Origin of the sequence: Pseudomonas sp. REB1044 (assembly GCF_038813925.1) — a bacterium.
Taxonomy (GTDB): Bacteria; Pseudomonadota; Gammaproteobacteria; order Pseudomonadales; family Pseudomonadaceae; genus Aquipseudomonas; species Aquipseudomonas boreofloridensis.
The window spans coordinates 1,606,594-1,622,840 of sequence record NZ_CP046139.1; the positions used below are offsets into that span (position 1 = coordinate 1,606,594).

Below are 16,247 nucleotides of genomic sequence, written 5' to 3' on the forward strand. Positions count from 1 at the left end.
TTACTGAGGGATGTATGGACAGACTACGCTTAGGGTTGCTGAACCTGAACCGCAGGCAGAAGCGGCTTATCCAAGTCACCACAGATGTGGTCCTGGTGTGGGTCGCGCTATGGTTGGCATTTGCGGTTCGCCTGGGTGTCAGCGAAATGGATAACCCGATCACTGAGCATCCTTGGTTGTTCCTGAGTGCTCCATTCACCGCCATACCACTGTTCATACGCTTCGGCATGTACCGCGCCGTGATGCGCTACCTGGGCAATGACGCGCTGATTGCCATCGTCAAGGCGGTGACGCTGTCGTCGTTGATCCTGGGTCTGGTCATTTTCTGGTACAGCAATCATCTTCCGCTGGTGCCGCGCTCGATCGTGTTCAACTACTGGTGGCTCAGCCTGATCATGGTCGGTGGCCTGCGTCTGGTCATGCGCCAGTACTTTCTGGGCGACTGGTTTGGTGCTCCGCCCAGTGCTCCGTTCGGTACGCGCGACAACGGCTTGCCGCGAGTGGCGATCTACGGCGCGGGCGCAGCGGGCAACCAACTGGTGGCGGCGTTGCGAATGGGCAAGATGATGAGGCCCGTGGCGTTCATCGACGATGACCCCAGCATCACCGACAGGGTCATTTCGGGTCTGCATGTCTACGGGTCCAACAAGATTCAACGAATGATCGATAACACCGGTGCAGAAGAATTGCTTCTGGCATTGCCTTCGGTCAGCCGTGCACGCAGGCGAGAGATTCTCGGCTATCTGGAAGGCTTCCCTTTGCACGTGCGCAGTGTCCCGGGCTTCATGGACCTGGCGAGCGGTCGGGTTAAGGTCGACGACATTCAGGAAGTCGACATTGCCGATCTGCTTGGCCGCGATGCCGTTCCCGCTCGGGCGGATCTGCTGGCGCACTGCGTGCAGGGACAGGCAGTATTGGTAACGGGGGCTGGCGGCTCTATCGGGTCAGAGCTGTGCAGGCAGATACTGAGCCTGCGACCGCGAGTGCTACTGCTGCTGGAACACAGCGAGTTTAACTTGTACAGCATCTTGTCGGAGCTGGAGCAGCGTGTTGCGCGTGAGTCCTTCTCCATCAAGGTACTACCGATTCTTGGGTCGGTACGCAACGCCCATCAGTTGGTCGATGTTATGCGTACCTGGCGGGTTGACACCGTTTACCACGCTGCCGCCTATAAACACGTACCGATGGTCGAACACAATATCGCCGAGGGCATCCACAACAACGTTATGGGGACGCTTAACACGGCGCAAGCCGCTGTGCAGGCGGGCGTGCCGAACTTCGTGCTGATCTCCACCGACAAGGCGGTGCGCCCGACCAATGTAATGGGCAGTACCAAGCGCTTGTCGGAAATGTTGCTTCAGGCGCTGAGTAAAGAGGTAGCACCGGTGTTGTATGGCGACCATTCCAACGTTGCCCAGGTCAATAAGACGCGTTTTACCATGGTGCGTTTCGGCAACGTGCTGGGCTCTTCGGGGTCGGTCATCCCACTTTTCCATCGGCAGATCAAGGAAGGGGGCCCGTCACGGTCACCCATCCCAAGATTACCCGGTACTTCATGACAATCCCCGAAGCGGCGCAGTTGGTCATCCAGGCTGGCTCCATGGGGCAGGGCGGAGACGTCTTTGTGCTAGACATGGGCGAGCCGGTGACGATTGTCGAGCTGGCCGAAAAAATGATCCACCTTTCCGGCTTCAGCGTGCGCTCGGAGAATAACCCGCACGGCGATATCGCTATCGAATTCACGGGTCTGCGGCCTGGCGAGAAACTTTATGAGGAGTTGCTGATCGGCGACAACGTGATCCCCACCGGACATCCGATGATCATGAGCGCTGTGGAGGATTTCCTCCCATGGGAGGCCCTCAAGGGTGCCTTGCAGGAGCTCATGCAGGCGGTTCAGCAAGACGACTTCGTGCAAGTGCGCAAGCTGCTGCGTGAGACGGTCGTCGGTTATACCCCTGAAGGAGAAATCGTCGACTGGATCCACCAGCAGCGTCGTCTGGAGGGGTGATGTCTCCGGCTGTCTGGGACGTGTCGCAACGGCCCAGACAGCCAGCGAGTCATTGTCGAGAACAGGTCAGTGCAGGCGTTGGAGGTCGATACTCATTAATTTCAGCGATGCTGTGGGCGGTACCGGCTCGTTGTGATCTGTGGCTCATCAATTACCTGACGACCTAGGGGCATCATGCTGAGCCACAAGGGAGTTGGACCGACTTCCATCCTCTCTGTTCCAATCCTACCGACCCCCACCTCCCACGCGTTCGTGCCGTCTAGAATGACACTGCTCTGGCGTGTTGGTGCTCTGCTCGCATCAACATCTGCCTTGAATCTGTCTGCGCGAAGGCCAGGCAAAACGAAACGGGGCACGCAAGCGCGCCCTACTGCAGCACATAATCTTTCCGAATCACTTTTGAGCGCCGTATGGGCGGGCGCACATGGATTTTAGATCGAGCACGGTCCCTCTACCACGTCTCAGGCGATATCCAGGCTCTGTCTGAAAAGCCTTGACACTCGGTGATGCTGAGCTGAAACCGCCTGGATCGCCAGCCCGGTCGAAATGCTCATTTACAACTGACACGCCGTCCCAGTTACCACTTGTGATATTGTCGAGCATGATGGCCGACTTGGCAGTGAGTTCGATGAAGTAGTCAGAGAAGTTCACGAGAATGACGGTCGAGCCGACCGCGCCAAACAGTATCGCAAGCCACAGCCAGACAATGCGATTGACCGTCATTTTGCCTGCAGTTAAATAGCAGAGGAAGCTCAGCAGCATCCCGAAGACGGCCTGCCGAGAGCCGCTACCGAGTACCAGAATAACGCAGCAGAGCATACCGATACCCGCAACGATCACCAGCTTTTTCGGCGGCTTGAGGACGATGCCCAGTGCCAGCAACACCATGAATGAAAACGCAAAGAATACGGCGATTCCGTTGATGCCATTGCTGCCATGGAATTTCAGGCCAAGGAACGTTGGGGCGAACACGCCACCGTATATAAACTCTCCAGGAACCCGCTCGAACTCTTCAAAGGTGGCGATTGTACCTTTGAAGATGAAGGCATCCAGTGTCGCCACACAGGCGGTGAATGTCAGCAGTACGATTAGCAGTGCGTTCAGTTTCTCAGGCTTGAAGCTCGTCAGGCCCTGTTGATGGCTGCCCTGGTCGCTATGAAACAGCACTGCTTGTGTTCTGCCACGCATCTCGTAGGTCCGTCGAGCGCCTTGACTACCAGCTCGGCATCAGGCCTGGCGGACATCGCCCAACCACCACTGTGCGGCCGTTCAACTTCAAGACCACAGCCAGATAGCTCCATCGACCGTAGTCTTCTTATACGCATGAGCACCGGGCTGTTTGCTGATCACTCTTTGTTCCTTCATCAATCTTCTGCTGTGAAAAGTCCGAAGCTAGGCTCTATTTGAAAAGCTTGAGAAGAAGGTTAGGCAAGGCGAAAACTGCCGAGGAACGGTCGGAGTCGCGCTCGACTTTACGGGTTGTAAATGAGTATTCCGACCGCGCGGGCGCTCCAGGCGGTTTTCAACGCAGCATCACCGAGTATCAAGTCTTTCAGACAGAGCCTAACGCCTTCGTCCCGGAGCATGGCAACCAGACTGCGGCTATCCGCTGAGCCACGGCTTTGGCTGTACAGCTCGTTAACACGGCTGCGTAAGTTCACTTGGCGGACATTGACATGACGCCGCCGGGCCATGCACCTCTTGCTCACGTCATATCCGAACACAAAATTTCTGACAATCCGCCGATGACGTCTGCGAGATGGCGTTATTAGCGGCCATGACTCGGCTCGGTCGTGCGCAGGATCTCGCAACGCTAAGTTACGTCTGATCCAGTAAACATTTTTCGCCACGACGCTATGGCGGGACTGAATTAAGGCGGGTAGCTTAGAAAAGCAGCTCAGGAAATGGCTGCATCACGGAAACCATTCACAGGAGTGATATTTTCATGCGTAAGACACTACTCAATGCTTTGCTTCTGCCGCTGTTCACAGGAGTGGCGTTCACTGTCCATGCGATCCCACCCAGCAAAGCGACGACTCCGCACTCATTCAGTAGCCCAAGCCATGAGCAGACTATAAATTTGAATACCGCTAGCGCAGAAATTCTGCAAAGAGAGTTGAGCGGGATAGGAAAAGCGAAAGCTGAGGCTATTATCGCGTACCGCGATGCCAACGGAGGTTTTCAGACGGTGGACGAGTTGCTGGAGGTCAAGGGGGTGGGGAGCGCACTGGTAGAGCGCAATAAAAATAGACTGACAGCTCCATAACTCCAGTTGGAAGGCCAAGGCCGCAGTAAGTGCCTTGGCCTCGCTCTGAAACTCTTATCGATCGCGCGCATCCTTGGCGTCCGCCTCGGCATTGCGTTCATGCACTTTCCTCAACTGCTCGTCCGTCAGCGGCAATTTCTTCGCGGTATCGCGCAGCATCATCAGCCCACCCACGATGGAGCCGATGGCTACGACGAGTATCAGCCAGGCGTACCAGGGCATCGTCGTTCTCCTGATCTTCAAAATACTGCGTGTCATGACATTCGACCGACAGCGCCAGTCGTACGTTCCCCGACATCCGCTCAGGCACGTGTGAACAGTATCATTGCGTATCCCCAATCGACTCGCCACTTCGTTTACAATGCGCGCCGTTCACGACTTGCCACAGAGATCCGACCATGTCCGCCTGCCAGACGCCCCTGATCGTCGCCCTCGATTTCCCGACCCGTGAGGCCGCCCTGAAGCTGGCTGACCAGCTCGATCCTGCACTGTGCCGGGTCAAGGTGGGTAAGGAGCTGTTCACCAGTAGCGCATCCGGTATCGTCGAGACCCTTTGTGCCAAGGGCTTCGAGGTGTTCCTCGACCTGAAATTCCACGACATCCCCAACACCACGGCCATGGCGGTCAAAGCGGCTGCCGAGATGGGTGTATGGATGGTCAACGTGCACTGCTCTGGCGGCCTGCGCATGATGTCTGCATGCCGTGAAGAATTGGCCAAGCGCAGCGGTCCGCAGCCACTGCTGATCGGGGTGACCGTGCTGACCAGCATGGAGCGCGAGGATCTGGCCGGTATCGGCCTGGATGTCGTTCCACAGGAGCAGGTGCTGCGCCTCGCTGCGCTGGCGCAAAAGGCAGGAATGGACGGCCTGGTGTGCTCGGCCTTGGAGGCTCCGGCGCTCAAGGCAGCCCATCCGTCGCTGCAATTGGTGACTCCGGGCATTCGCCCGGCAGGCAGTGCACAGGACGATCAGCGGCGCATTCTCACGCCGCGCCAGGCACTTGAAGCGGGCTCCGACTACCTGGTTATCGGTCGCCCCATCAGCCAGGCCGCAGATCCGGCGCAGGCGCTGGCTGCCGTGGTGGCCGAGATTCGTGCCTGATTGAGGCCAGTGGGGGCCGCATTACGGCCCCCAGCACGGTCAAACCTTCAACACCAGCTTGCCGAAGTTTTCCCCGTTGAACAGCTTGAGCAGTGTTTCGGGGAAGGTTTCCAGCCCGTCCACCACGTCTTCCTTGCTCTTGACCTTGCCGCTGGCCAGCCAGCCCGCCATTTCCTGTGCGGCCTTACCGTACTCCTTGACGTGGTCCATCACCACGAAGCCTTCCATGCGTGCGCGATTGACCAGCAGCGACAGGTAATTGGCCGGTCCTTTTACCGCTTCCTTGTTGTTGTACTGACTGATGGCCCCGCAGATGACCACGCGTGCCTTGAAATTAAGACGGCTGAGTACCGCGTCGAGGATATCGCCGCCGACGTTGTCGAAGTACACATCAACGCCCTTGGGGCACTCGCGCTTGAGGCCCGCCAGCACGTCCTCGGCCTTGTAGTCGATGACGCCGTCAAAGCCCAGTTCGTCCTTGAGGTACTGGCACTTCTGGGCACCACCGGCGATACCCACCACATGACAACCTTTGATCTTGGCGATCTGTCCGGCGATGCTGCCCACAGCGCCTGCCGCACCGGAAATGACCACGGTATCGCCGGCCTTGGGTTGTCCTACTTCGAGCAGGGCGAAGTAGGCGGTCATGCCAGTCATGCCCAGGGCAGACAGATAGCGGGGCAGTGGGGCCAGGTTCGGGTCGATCTTGTGCATGCCCTGCGGGGTGCCAGTGAAATAGTCCTGTATGCCAAGCGCACCGCTGACATGGTCACCAGGCTTGTAGTCCGGATGGTTGGACGCGACGACCTCACCTACACCCAAAGCACGCATCACGTCGCCCAGCCCGACCGGCGGAATATAGGATTTGCCTTCGTTCATCCAGCCGCGCATGGCCGGGTCCAGTGAGAGGTAGAGGTTGCGCACCTGGATCTGGCCGTCCGCCGGTTCGCTCGCCGGAACCTGTTGATAGTCGAAGTCTTCCCGCCGGACGGCGCCGGTCGGTCGCTTGGCCAGCAGGAAGCGGCGGTTGGTCTGGGTCATGAAACGTCTCCGGGTAGATGGCAAAGTCTGTTGATAAACCGTCGAGTCTTACTGTTCAAGCCTGACCTGAATGGCGAATGCTCGTCGATCCAGCAGAGTGATTGAGTGCCATGCATAAAATCACCACCGACGATGGTACTGCAACGGCAGACCTGATGATGCTGCCCTGTGCCCGGTTGTGCTGAGTAGACTCACCCGCCATGAGCCTTCATGAAAAACGGAGTGTGCGATGAGCATGACATTTTCTGGCCAAGTCGCTTTGGTTACCGGTGGTGCGGCGGGCATAGGGCGGGCGACGGCACTGGCGTTCGCTGCACAGGGGCTGAAGGTGGTGGTGGCCGACGTGGATGCGGTCGGTGGCGAAGCGACGCTGGGGTTGATCCGTGAAAGCGGCGGCGATGGTCTGTTCGTCGCCTGCGATGTTACCCATGACAGCGATGTGCGCCAGCTCCACGAGCGCATCGTCGCGGCGTACGGTCGACTGGACTACGCCTACAACAATGCCGGAATCGAAATCGAGAAGGGCCGCCTCGCCGAAGGCAGCGAAGCCGAGTTCGACGCGATCATGGCCGTCAACGTCAAGGGCGTTTGGCTGTGCATGAAGTACCAGTTGCCGCTGATGATGGCCCAAGGCGGCGGCGCTATCGTCAATACCGCGTCGGTCGCAGGCCTTTGCGCGGCGCCCAAGATGAGCATTTATGCAGCGTCAAAGCATGCCGTGATCGGCCTGACCAAGTCGGCGGCCATCGAATACGCGAAAAAGGGTGTTTGGGTCAATGCGGTGTGTCCGGCGGTGATCGATACCGATATGTTCCGCCGTGCTTACGAGGCCGACCCGCGCAAGGCAGAGTTCGCCGCAGCGATGCATCCGGTCGGGCGCATCGGCAAGGTCGAAGAGATCGCCAGCGCGGTGCTGTACCTGTGCAGTGATGGCGCGAAGTTCACCACTGGCCATAGCCTGACCGTGGATGGCGGCGCTACCGCCATCTGAGCCTTGGCCCGGCGCCGATCAGTGCAAGGGCCACCAGCGCGCATCCCAGCAACAGGGCGGCACCGAACAGTTGCAGAGCGATGTGGGCACCCAGTCGATCGCTGAGCAACCCGGTGAAGACGACTGGCAGGCTGAATCCCAGATAGGCGAGAAGAAAGAACCCGGCGCTGGCGCGCGGCTTCTCCGTGCCACCCAGGGCATTGACCGCCGCCAGACCGCCCAGGTAGATGAAGCCGTAGCAGGCGCTGCTGGCGGCCACTGCCCCGATCAACACGGCCATCAGTCTGCCGCTATCGGCCCCCAGGCCAACAACAGGAAGCTGGGCGGCAGAATGGCCAGCCCCAGCAGAGTCGCCCGGCTGCTGTGCAGGCGTCGGGCCAGTGGCTGGAACAGCACGCCGCAACTGATCACGCAGAAGGTAGAGAACCCTGACCATTGATCCAGGCCGTGTCGTCGCAGCACGCCCGGCACCAGCGCGATGACCAGCCCGGTGCAGGCCCAGGCCAGCAGAATGGCCAGCCCATAGGGCAAGCTGCCGCTCGGATAGCAGGGCAGGCGCAGCATCGGCGTGCGATGTGCAGTACGCTGATCGGGCAGGCGCCAGACCAGGAACAACGCAGTGGCCGCCAGCACCAGGTGTAGAGGGAAACTGAGTGGCGTCAGGCTTGGACCACGCAGTAGGAACAGGCTGGTCAAGGCCGCCCCCAAGCCAAAGCCCAGCGACGTGCTGGCAGTGACCCAATTCGCCGCCCTTGCGGTGTCGCCACCGCCTTGCAGTTCGCCCATGTAGGCCGTGGCGAGGGTGGTCGAAAGCGCCGTGCCCACACCCATCAGCAGCCGCGCCAGGGCCAGCGTCTGTAGTCCAGGCGCGAACATGACGAGCGTGGTAGCGATCATCGACAAGATCAGTGCAACCATGATCAGCAGTCGGCGGCCCACCCGGTCGGCCAGCCCGCCAAACGCCAGGAGTACGGGCAGTACCCCCAGCACGTAGCTGGAGAAGGCCAGGGCGGTGGCGGCGGCACCGTATCCCGAGAGGGTGGCGTAGGTGGTGTAGAGCGGGGCTTGCAGGTTCACCGCCAGGGTGATCAGGCAAAGGGCAAAAGCCAGGCGTGCGGGCATGGGAGGTCCGTCTGGAAGTGGTGGATCAGGTGGTAAACACGGGGGAGCCCCGTGCAACCAGCTTCGGTTCATGGCCTTGCACAGGCAAGGCACACCTCACGGGGATTTGTGATTAACTGTTCGCTAAAAATCGTCGAACACTTTGCCATGCACCTGACTCTGGATCGTCTCGCCGCCACACCCTTGGCCCAGCAACTCACTGAACAGCTGCAAGCCTGGATCGAGCAGCAGCGCTTACGTCCTGGCACGCGCCTACCCTCCATTCGCAGCCTGGCCCGCACCCTGGCGATCAGCCATGGCTGTGTGATCGATGCCTACGATCGACTGGTCGCCAGCGGTTGGCTCGAAGCGCGCCATGGGGCCGGTTTTTTCGTCGCCGAGCGGATGTCTACCTACGCTCGCGACGATGCGCTGGCCTGGGGCGATGCCATCGATGGCAGTTGGCGGCAGTTCAGTGACGCCCATCAAGCACTGCTCAAGCTCGGTTGCGGTTGGTTGCCCGACGCTTGGCAGGCGCAGGAAGCGCTGGCCCAGGCGATACGTCTGGTGAGTCGCGGCGACCCGCAAGACTTGCTCCGCTACTGTCCGCCATTGGGAATGGCCGGGCTGCGGCAGCAGTTGCTCAAGCGTCTGGCGCAGTTGCAGATTCCCAGCGCGCCGGAGGGCGTGCTCACCACCCAGGGCGCCAGCCACGGGCTGGACCTGCTGGTGCGCACGCTGCTCGTACCAGGAGATGCTGTGATCGTCGAAAGTCCCGGCTACTACAACTTGTTCAGCCTGTTGCGCCAGCACCAGGTGCGCATGCTGCCCTTGCCCCGCACCGCGACCGGGCCCGATCTGCAGGCGCTCGAGCAGCTTCTGGCTGAGCACCGGCCGCGCTGCCTGTTCATCAACAGCCTGTACCAGAATCCCACGGGTACCAGCCTCAGCCCCAAGACGGCCTATCGCGTGCTGGAACTGGCACGCGAGCATCATCTGCGGATCATCGAGGACGATATCTACGCCGACTTCCAGGATGGCCCCGCCACTCGCCTGGCGACGCTGGACAGCGAGCGGCAGGTGATCTACTTGTCCAGCTTCTCCAAGACATTGAGCAGTGCGCTGCGCGTGGGCTTTATCAGTGCAGATCCCGAACTCATTGCGCGCCTGGCGCAATTGAAGATGGTGACCGGCATTGGCACTTCCAGGTTCGTGGAGCAGGTGGTCGGACACCTGCTCGGCAATGGCAGCTATCGCAAGCATGTGCAGCGGGTGCGCGGGCGTCTGGCCGAGCACATGGCGAAGGCGTTGGGACAACTGGAAACCCATGGCTGGGAGGTACTCTGCGAACCCTACGGCGGCCTGTTCGTCTGGGCGCGCATGCCGGGTCGGGATTTCGCCTGGCTCGACCGCCTGGCCCTGGAGCATTCGGTACTGCTCACGCCCGGCAGCGCCTTCGACCCCGTGGGCGGGCAAAGCGAGTGGCTGCGCATCAACGTCGCCTACGCACAGGACAGACGCGCCCAAGCGTTTCTCGCCGCTGCTGGACGACCCGCAGTTAGCTGAAAACGACAGGTTCATAGCTATTTGACACCATTCTGACCGCAGGGCCTTGTGACCCGAGCCATGCGGTTGTCACTCTTGTGCCTTCGGCAACACCTAAGGGCGAGGGGGAGTGGCGATGACGTCGACCAAGCGCGGTAGTCTGGCCAACCTGGGCATGGCCCGCAAACTCGGCCTGGGCTTTGCTCTGGTACTGCTGCTGACGTTGGCCGTGGCGGCCATCGGCATCCAGGCCTTGAGCAAGGTCGGCCAGCGTTTCGACGCGTTGCACCAGATGGGTGAGGTCAAGGCCGATCTGCTCAGCCTGCGCGAGCACGAACAGGCCTTCGCCTTACGCTCGGACATCAAGCAAGCCGAGGCACTGCGCGCCGGCCTGCAGGCATTGATCGAACGCATCCGGGGCATTCCCCTATTGGCGGCGAGCGAAGCCGACCTGCATGCCTACGGCCAGGCATTCGATTCGTTCGTCGAAGCGGTGCAGGGCAAGGAGCTGGCGCTGGACACCGCTGCGTGGTCGGTCTCCAGTGTGGCCGGTAACCTCGATGTGCTGCAGTCGGGCTTGGCCGACGATGGCGCCGATGCCCTCAAGCAATCCCAAGGCCAGCAGGGCAGCGAGATGCTCGAACAATCCACCCAGGTGGCGCAGGTCTCGCGCTTGATGCTGCAGGCTATGGATGCTGCGCGGGTGCGCCTGGAGCAGGCACGCAAAGGCGATGAGTCGATTGACCAAGGGCGCATCGCGCAGACCGTCGAGGCCGCGAATCTGGTCGATGAACTCAAGACATCGGTTGCCGACACCAGTTACCAGAGCCTGCTCGGTGAGGTGGCCGGCCATATCGCCTCGTTCTCCGAAAAGCTCGATGAGTACACGGCCGAACTGGGCAAGGAGCAGGACATCAAGGCGCAGTTGCAGGCCAGCGCCACACAGGTCACGGCACGCATCGACCAGGCTTACGATGCGCAGCAGGCGGCGATGCGCCAGGAGCTGACTCACAATACGCTGGCCATCGCGCTGGCCACGGCGTTGGCCTTGCTGGTCGGGATTGTCGCTGCCTGGCTGATCACCCGCGCCGTGGTAGCGCCGCTCAAACGTGTGATCGCCAGTGCGCAGCGCATTGCCGCAGGGGATCTGTTGGTCGATGCGCAGGTCGCCGGGCGCGACGAGGTGGGCCAGTTGACCCTGGCCATGCAGCAGATGGCCGCTGGGCTGTCGGGCATCGTCAGTGGTTTGCAGCAGGGCATCGAACAATTGGCTGGTAATGCTCAGGCATTGTCGGCGGTGACCGAGCAGACCAATCGCGAGGTCGGCAGTCAGAAAGAGGAGACCGAGCAGGTCGCCACCGCCATGCAGCAGATGACGGCTACGGTGCACGATGTGGCGCGCAACGCCGAGGAAGCGGCCCAGGCGGCCCAGCAGGCCGATGACAAGGTCGAGTCCGGTCAGCAGGTGGTGCGCCAGAGCATGCAGCGTATCGAGCAACTGGCGCAGGCGGCGGAAACCGCCAGTGCCGGCATCGACAGCCTGAGTGCCGAGATTCACACCATTGGCGATGTGCTGGAAGTGATCAAGAGCGTGGCCGAGCAGACCAACCTGCTGGCGCTCAATGCGGCTATCGAAGCAGCGCGTGCTGGTGAGCAGGGTCGCGGTTTCGCGGTGGTCGCCGACGAAGTGCGCGCGTTGGCGCGCCGCACCCGTCAATCGACCGAGGAAATCGAGCGTTTGGTGGCGAGCCTGCGCGGCAACGCGCAGCAGTCGGTGACGCAGATCCGTGGCAGTACCGAGTTGGTGCGTCTGGCGGTGGCCGATGCGCTGCACACCGAAAGTGCCCTGGGCAGCATCGCGGCTGCCGTGTCATTGATTCAGCAGATGAACCAGCAGATCGCCGCAGCGGCCGAGCAACAGAGCTCGGTGGCCGAAGAGATCAGCCGCAGCGTCACGCAGATTCGCGGCAGCGCCGATCAGGCGGCGCTGGCCATGCAGGACACGGCGCGCTCAAGCGTCGAGTTGGCGCAGTTGGGCGATGAACTCAAGGGGATGGTGGGGCACTTCAGGCTGCATTGAGAGGCTGTAGTGGTCTGTTCGTGTCGCGCTCCGCGATCCCAGGGAGGGTTCATCGCCGCCGTGACGTTCATCCGGCCTTGCGCGGACTCAGAATCATCAAGGTGATCACTCCCGCCACGATGCCCCAGAACGCCGACCCGATGGAAAACAGCGTCAGCCCCGAGGCCGTCACCATGAAGGTGATCAGTGCCGCTTCGCGCTCGCGGGCCTCGCTCATGGCCACGCTCAGGCCGTTCATGATCGATCCGAACAGCGCCAGGGCCGCGATCGACAGCACCAGTTCCTTGGGCAGCGCCGCGAACAATGCCGCCAGTGTGGCGCCGAAGACCCCGGCGATACCGTAGAAAATCCCGCACCAGACGGCAGCGGTGTAGCGCTTGGCCGGATCCTCGTGGGCGTGTGGGCCGGTGCAGATTGCGGCGCTGATCGCTGCCAGGTTGACGCCGTGGGCGCCGAAGGGGGCCAGCACCAGCGAGGCCAGCCCGGTGGCCGAGATCAGCGGCGAGGCGGGCACCTGGTAGCCGTCGGCGCGCAGCACGGCCACGCCGGGCATGTTTTGCGAAGTCATCGCCACCACGAACAGCGGGATGGCGATGCTGATGGTCGCCGCCAGCGAGAAACTCGGTGTGGTCCACACCGGCCGTGCCACTTGCAAGTCGAAGTGGCTGAAGTCCAGCAAGCCCAAGGCGCCGGACAATGCGCTGCCGACCAGCAGGGCGGCGAGTACGCAGTAGCGCGGTGACAGGCGCTTGACCAACAGGTAGCTGAAGAACATGCCCAGCACCAGCAGGGTGCGATGTTGCGCAGCGACGAAGATTTCGCTGCCGATCTTGAACAGGATGCCGGCCAGCAGGGCCGAGGCCAGCGACGCGGGAATGCGGCGAACCAGGCGCTCGAAGCTGCCGGTCATTCCGCAGATCACCACCAGCGCGGCGCAGGTGACGTAGGCACCGATGGCCTCGGCGTAATTGACCCCACCCAGGCTGGTGATCAGCAGCGCCGCGCCCGGTGTCGACCAGGCCACGGTGATCGGTGTGCGATAGCGCAGCGACAGGCCGATGCTGCACACCGCCATGCCGATCGACAGCGCCCAGATCCAGGAGGAGATCTGCGCATTGCTCAGGCCGGCGGCCTGGCCGGCCTGGAACATCAGTACCAGCGAACTGGTGTAGCCGGTGAGCATGGCGATGAAGCCGGCCACCACGGCCGACGGCGAGCTGTCGGCCAGTGGACGCAGGGGCGTGGAGGTGGCGTCGGTCACGGTGCATTCCTTGTGCAATGGGGCATTTCGCGCAGCCTAACGCGCAGCGACCTGCCGCGCGCCATACAGCGACCATTGCATTTAGCCGTACAGTCCTCAACTATGGAGCGCTGACTTGCAGCTGCGCAGGAGGGGAGGGGCGATGTACAAGGTGTATGGGGACTATCAGTCAGGCAACTGCTACAAGGTCAAGTTGATGCTCAGTCTGCTGGGACGGCCGTGTGAGTGGCACCCGGTGGACATTCTCAAGGGCGAAACCGAAACACCGGAATTTCTCGCGCGCAATCCCAACGGCAAGGTTCCCGTGCTGGAGCTCGAAGACGGTACCTGCCTGTGGGAATCCAACGCCATTCTCAATTTTCTCGCCGATGGCAGCGAGTTTCTGCCCACCGAGCCGCGTTTGCGTACCCAGGTGCTGCAATGGCAGTTTTTCGAGCAGTACAGCCATGAGCCCTACATCGCGGTAGCGCGCTTCATCCAGTTCTACCTGGGGCTGCCGCAGGAGCGCCTGGAGGAATACCGCAAGCTGCACAAGGGCGGCTACAAGGCGCTGAGGGTCATGGAGCGGCAGTTGCACATGACGCCGTACCTGGTGGGCGAGCAGTACTCGATCGCCGATGTCGCGCTCTATGCCTATACCCATGTGGCCCACCAGGGTGGCTTCGATCTGGCCGAGTATCCCGCCGTGCGCGCCTGGCTGGAGCGGGTCGCCAGTCATCCCCGGCACGTGCCGATGGTGGGCTGACTCAGATCGAGCCGAAGCGCTTGTCCAAGTAGGCGATGATGTCGTTGGACTCGTACATCCAGGTGGTCTTGCCGTCTTCCTCGATACGCAGGCACGGCACTTTCACCCGCCCGCCGCCGTCTTGCAGTGCTTGACGGTGCTGCGGGTCGTTCTTCGCATCGCGCAGTGCCACCGGCACGTTGAGCCGGTGCAGGGCGCGGCGGGTCTTGACGCAGAACGGGCAGGCATGGAACTGGTACAGCGCCAGCCCTTTGGCCTGCTGCTCGACCTGGGCCTGGGCGGCGGCGTCACGCTTGCGCTTGGCCGGGCGGCTGATCCAGTCGCCGAACACGATGAGCTGGCCGAGGCCGACCCGCAGGGCTTTGACGATCATGGGCTACTCCTGAGCTTGGGGGCACGAAGGCCAAATAAAAAGCCGACCCCGAGGGGCCGGCTTGAGGTCGATACCGATCACTTGATCAGGCTGAGGAACTCACTGCGAGTGGCGGCATTGGCACGGAATTCGCCAAGCATCACCGAGGTGATCATGCTGGAATTCTGCTTTTCTACACCGCGCATCATCATGCACATGTGCTTGGCCTCGATGACCACGGCCACACCGGCTGCGCCAGTGACCTGCGAGATGGCCTCGGCGATCTGACGGCTGAGGTTCTCCTGGATCTGCAGACGACGTGCGTACATGTCGACGATCCGTGCCACCTTGGACAGTCCCAGCACTTTGCCCTTGGGCAGATAGGCCACATGGGCCTTGCCGATGAACGGCAGCATGTGGTGCTCGCACATCGAATACAGCTCAATATCGCGGACCAGCACCATTTCGCTGTTGTCGGAAGTGAACAACGCGCCGTTGGTGACTTCTTCCAAGGTTTGCTCATAACCGCGGCAAAGGTACTTCATGGCCTTCGCGGCCCGCTTGGGCGTGTCGAGCAGGCCCTCGCGGGAGACGTCCTCGCCAATCTGGCTGAGGATCTCGGTGTAGTTCTGTTCCAGGGACATGGATCTACCTGTGGGAAAAAACGCAAAAACGAAGGGTACGGCGGCGCACGCGGCGCTGCAAGCGCGATTACTCGTCGCGGCCTTCGAGCATGGTCCGCTTGAGCATCACATAGAGCGCACCCGTGCCACCATGGCGGGCCTGGCACGACGCGAATCCAAGCACCTGCGGGTGCTGGCGCAACCAGGTGTTGACGTGGCTCTTGATCATCGGCCGCTTGCCATCCAGGCGGGCCGCCTTGCCGTGGGTGACCCGCACACAGCGTACTTCCAGGCGGGTGGCTTCGGCGATGAAGGCCCACAGCGTCTCGCGGGCGCGTTCGACGGTCATGCCATGCAGGTCGAGGCTGCCTTCGAAGGCGATCTGACCAAGCTTGAGCTTGCGGATCTGGCTTTCCTGAACGCCGTCACGGCGCCACATGAGCTCGTCTTCAGCACCCACGTCGATGACGAACTGGTCCGACAGACCGTCGACCACCAGCGCTTGGCCGGTGCGCACGCTGGCGGCCTGACGCAGGCCGGCCAGGTGCGTGCGGTCAGCCTTGGGCTTGCCCACTTCGGCACGGTCATGAGCGATGGGCTTGACGCCGCGCACTTCGCTGCGGAAGAGGGAAAAGTCGTCGTCTTGCATGGGAGCCTCCACGTGGGCGGCGTAGTCTACGCGATCGGCGCTGGGTCGTCAGCACACGCGCCAGCGCACGCCTCGGCGTGTGGGGGCTTCAGTCGTGTTTCTTCATCAGGTGCGGCGACAGGTTGAGATCGCGATTGCGACGCAGGCGAATGCGGCTCAGGCGCCAGAAGCGCACGCCCAGGTAGAGCAGCAGCAGGCCGAGCGCGACGAGAATCGCCGCGAGGCTGTGATTGGCGTTCAACTCGGCCAGGGCTTCGTAGTTGCCCAGCAGGCCCGCAATGCCCGCCATGGCCAGAAGAATGCCCACTGTGGCCAGCAGCGCCGACAGTGCTGCCGCTAGGCGCACGCCCCAGTTGCCCGCTTGGTGTGGGCGCAGGCGTTTGGCATCGAAACTGCCTTTGAGCTTCATTCCGTATTCCTCTCTCGGTATCGGAATTCGACCTGCGCCGACCCGTGCGGTTCCGCCCGGCGGCCGGGCGCTGGGG

13 protein-coding genes and 4 pseudogenes are annotated in these 16,247 nt (G+C 61.7%); 7 read left to right on the forward strand and 10 right to left on the reverse strand.

Annotated elements, in window-relative coordinates:
• The first annotated feature begins 242 nt into the window (after positions 1-242).
• Positions 243-2,008 (forward strand): annotated as a pseudogene (locus GKC70_RS07605) (nucleoside-diphosphate sugar epimerase/dehydratase).
• A gap of 1,140 nt (positions 2,009-3,148) precedes the next feature.
• Here the strand turns inward: GKC70_RS07605 and GKC70_RS07610 are convergent.
• Both GKC70_RS07610 and GKC70_RS07615 read right to left on the reverse strand, forming a co-directional pair.
• Positions 3,149-3,382 (reverse strand): annotated as a pseudogene (locus tag GKC70_RS07610) (DDE-type integrase/transposase/recombinase); the annotation flags it as partial.
• Positions 3,383-3,567: 185 nt separating this feature from the next.
• Positions 3,568-3,696: pseudogene (locus GKC70_RS07615) on the reverse strand (IS3 family transposase); the annotation flags it as partial.
• Positions 3,697-3,953: 257 nt separating this feature from the next.
• Here GKC70_RS07615 and GKC70_RS07620 point away from each other — a divergent pair.
• Positions 3,954-4,274 carry a ComEA family DNA-binding protein gene (locus tag GKC70_RS07620; RefSeq protein ID WP_342650967.1) on the forward strand — a complete coding sequence of 107 codons (321 nt, stop codon included), beginning with the start codon at positions 3,954-3,956 and terminating at the stop codon, positions 4,272-4,274.
• 54 nt (positions 4,275-4,328) lie between these two features.
• Here GKC70_RS07620 and GKC70_RS07625 read toward each other — a convergent pair whose 3' ends face one another.
• Positions 4,329-4,496: a DUF2897 family protein gene (locus GKC70_RS07625; RefSeq protein ID WP_342650968.1), complete on the reverse strand. Its 168-nt coding sequence runs from the start codon at positions 4,494-4,496 to the stop codon at positions 4,329-4,331.
• Positions 4,497-4,672: 176 nt separating this feature from the next.
• Here GKC70_RS07625 and pyrF point away from each other — a divergent pair, with 176 nt between their 5' ends.
• Positions 4,673-5,374, forward strand: a complete 702-nt coding sequence (gene pyrF / locus GKC70_RS07630; protein WP_342650969.1) for an orotidine-5'-phosphate decarboxylase — start codon at positions 4,673-4,675, stop codon at positions 5,372-5,374.
• 39 nt (positions 5,375-5,413) lie between these two features.
• Here the strand turns inward: pyrF and GKC70_RS07635 are convergent, their stop codons facing one another.
• Positions 5,414-6,415 carry an NADP-dependent oxidoreductase gene (locus tag GKC70_RS07635; RefSeq protein WP_295482632.1) on the reverse strand — a complete coding sequence of 334 codons (1,002 nt, stop codon included), beginning with the start codon at positions 6,413-6,415 and terminating at the stop codon, positions 5,414-5,416.
• A gap of 229 nt (positions 6,416-6,644) precedes the next feature.
• Between GKC70_RS07635 and GKC70_RS07640 the strand changes: the two genes are divergently transcribed.
• Positions 6,645-7,406: an SDR family oxidoreductase gene (locus GKC70_RS07640; protein ID WP_342650970.1), complete on the forward strand. Its 762-nt coding sequence runs from the start codon at positions 6,645-6,647 to the stop codon at positions 7,404-7,406.
• Here the strand turns inward: GKC70_RS07640 and GKC70_RS07645 are convergent.
• A pseudogene (locus GKC70_RS07645) lies at positions 7,393-8,528 on the reverse strand (MFS transporter). The gene GKC70_RS07640 and the pseudogene GKC70_RS07645 overlap by 14 nt on opposite strands.
• A gap of 147 nt (positions 8,529-8,675) precedes the next feature.
• Between GKC70_RS07645 and GKC70_RS07650 the strand changes: the two are divergent.
• Positions 8,676-10,073: a PLP-dependent aminotransferase family protein gene (locus GKC70_RS07650; RefSeq protein WP_342650971.1), complete on the forward strand. Its 1,398-nt coding sequence runs from the start codon at positions 8,676-8,678 to the stop codon at positions 10,071-10,073.
• A gap of 115 nt (positions 10,074-10,188) precedes the next feature.
• Entirely contained in the window at positions 10,189-12,132 is a 1,944-nt protein-coding gene (locus GKC70_RS07655; protein ID WP_342650972.1) for a methyl-accepting chemotaxis protein, read from the forward strand.
• Between the two features lie 67 nt (positions 12,133-12,199).
• Here the strand turns inward: GKC70_RS07655 and GKC70_RS07660 are convergent, their stop codons facing one another.
• On the reverse strand, positions 12,200-13,393 hold the full coding sequence (locus tag GKC70_RS07660) for a benzoate/H(+) symporter BenE family transporter (protein WP_029613740.1): 1,194 nt from the start codon (positions 13,391-13,393) through the stop codon (positions 12,200-12,202).
• A gap of 142 nt (positions 13,394-13,535) precedes the next feature.
• Between GKC70_RS07660 and GKC70_RS07665 the strand changes: the two genes are divergently transcribed.
• Positions 13,536-14,138, forward strand: coding sequence for a glutathione S-transferase family protein (locus GKC70_RS07665; protein ID WP_039579205.1), 603 nt, complete (start codon positions 13,536-13,538; stop codon positions 14,136-14,138).
• 1 nt (position 14,139) lies between these two features.
• On the opposite strand, the gene GKC70_RS07670 is transcribed toward GKC70_RS07665, so the two are convergent.
• The 4 genes from GKC70_RS07670 to GKC70_RS07685 form a co-directional block, all read right to left on the reverse strand.
• Positions 14,140-14,511, reverse strand: coding sequence for a glutaredoxin (locus GKC70_RS07670; RefSeq protein ID WP_039579203.1), 372 nt, complete (start codon positions 14,509-14,511; stop codon positions 14,140-14,142).
• Between the two features lie 77 nt (positions 14,512-14,588).
• Entirely contained in the window at positions 14,589-15,134 is a 546-nt protein-coding gene (folE, locus tag GKC70_RS07675; RefSeq protein WP_039579200.1) for a GTP cyclohydrolase I FolE, read from the reverse strand.
• Between the two features lie 67 nt (positions 15,135-15,201).
• The gene (locus GKC70_RS07680) at positions 15,202-15,762 is read right to left on the reverse strand and encodes a Smr/MutS family protein (RefSeq protein ID WP_342650973.1); all 561 of its coding nucleotides are present in this window, start codon (positions 15,760-15,762) and stop codon (positions 15,202-15,204) included.
• A gap of 88 nt (positions 15,763-15,850) precedes the next feature.
• Positions 15,851-16,171: a hypothetical protein gene (locus GKC70_RS07685; RefSeq protein WP_342650974.1), complete on the reverse strand. Its 321-nt coding sequence runs from the start codon at positions 16,169-16,171 to the stop codon at positions 15,851-15,853.
• Positions 16,172-16,247 lie beyond the last annotated feature (76 nt).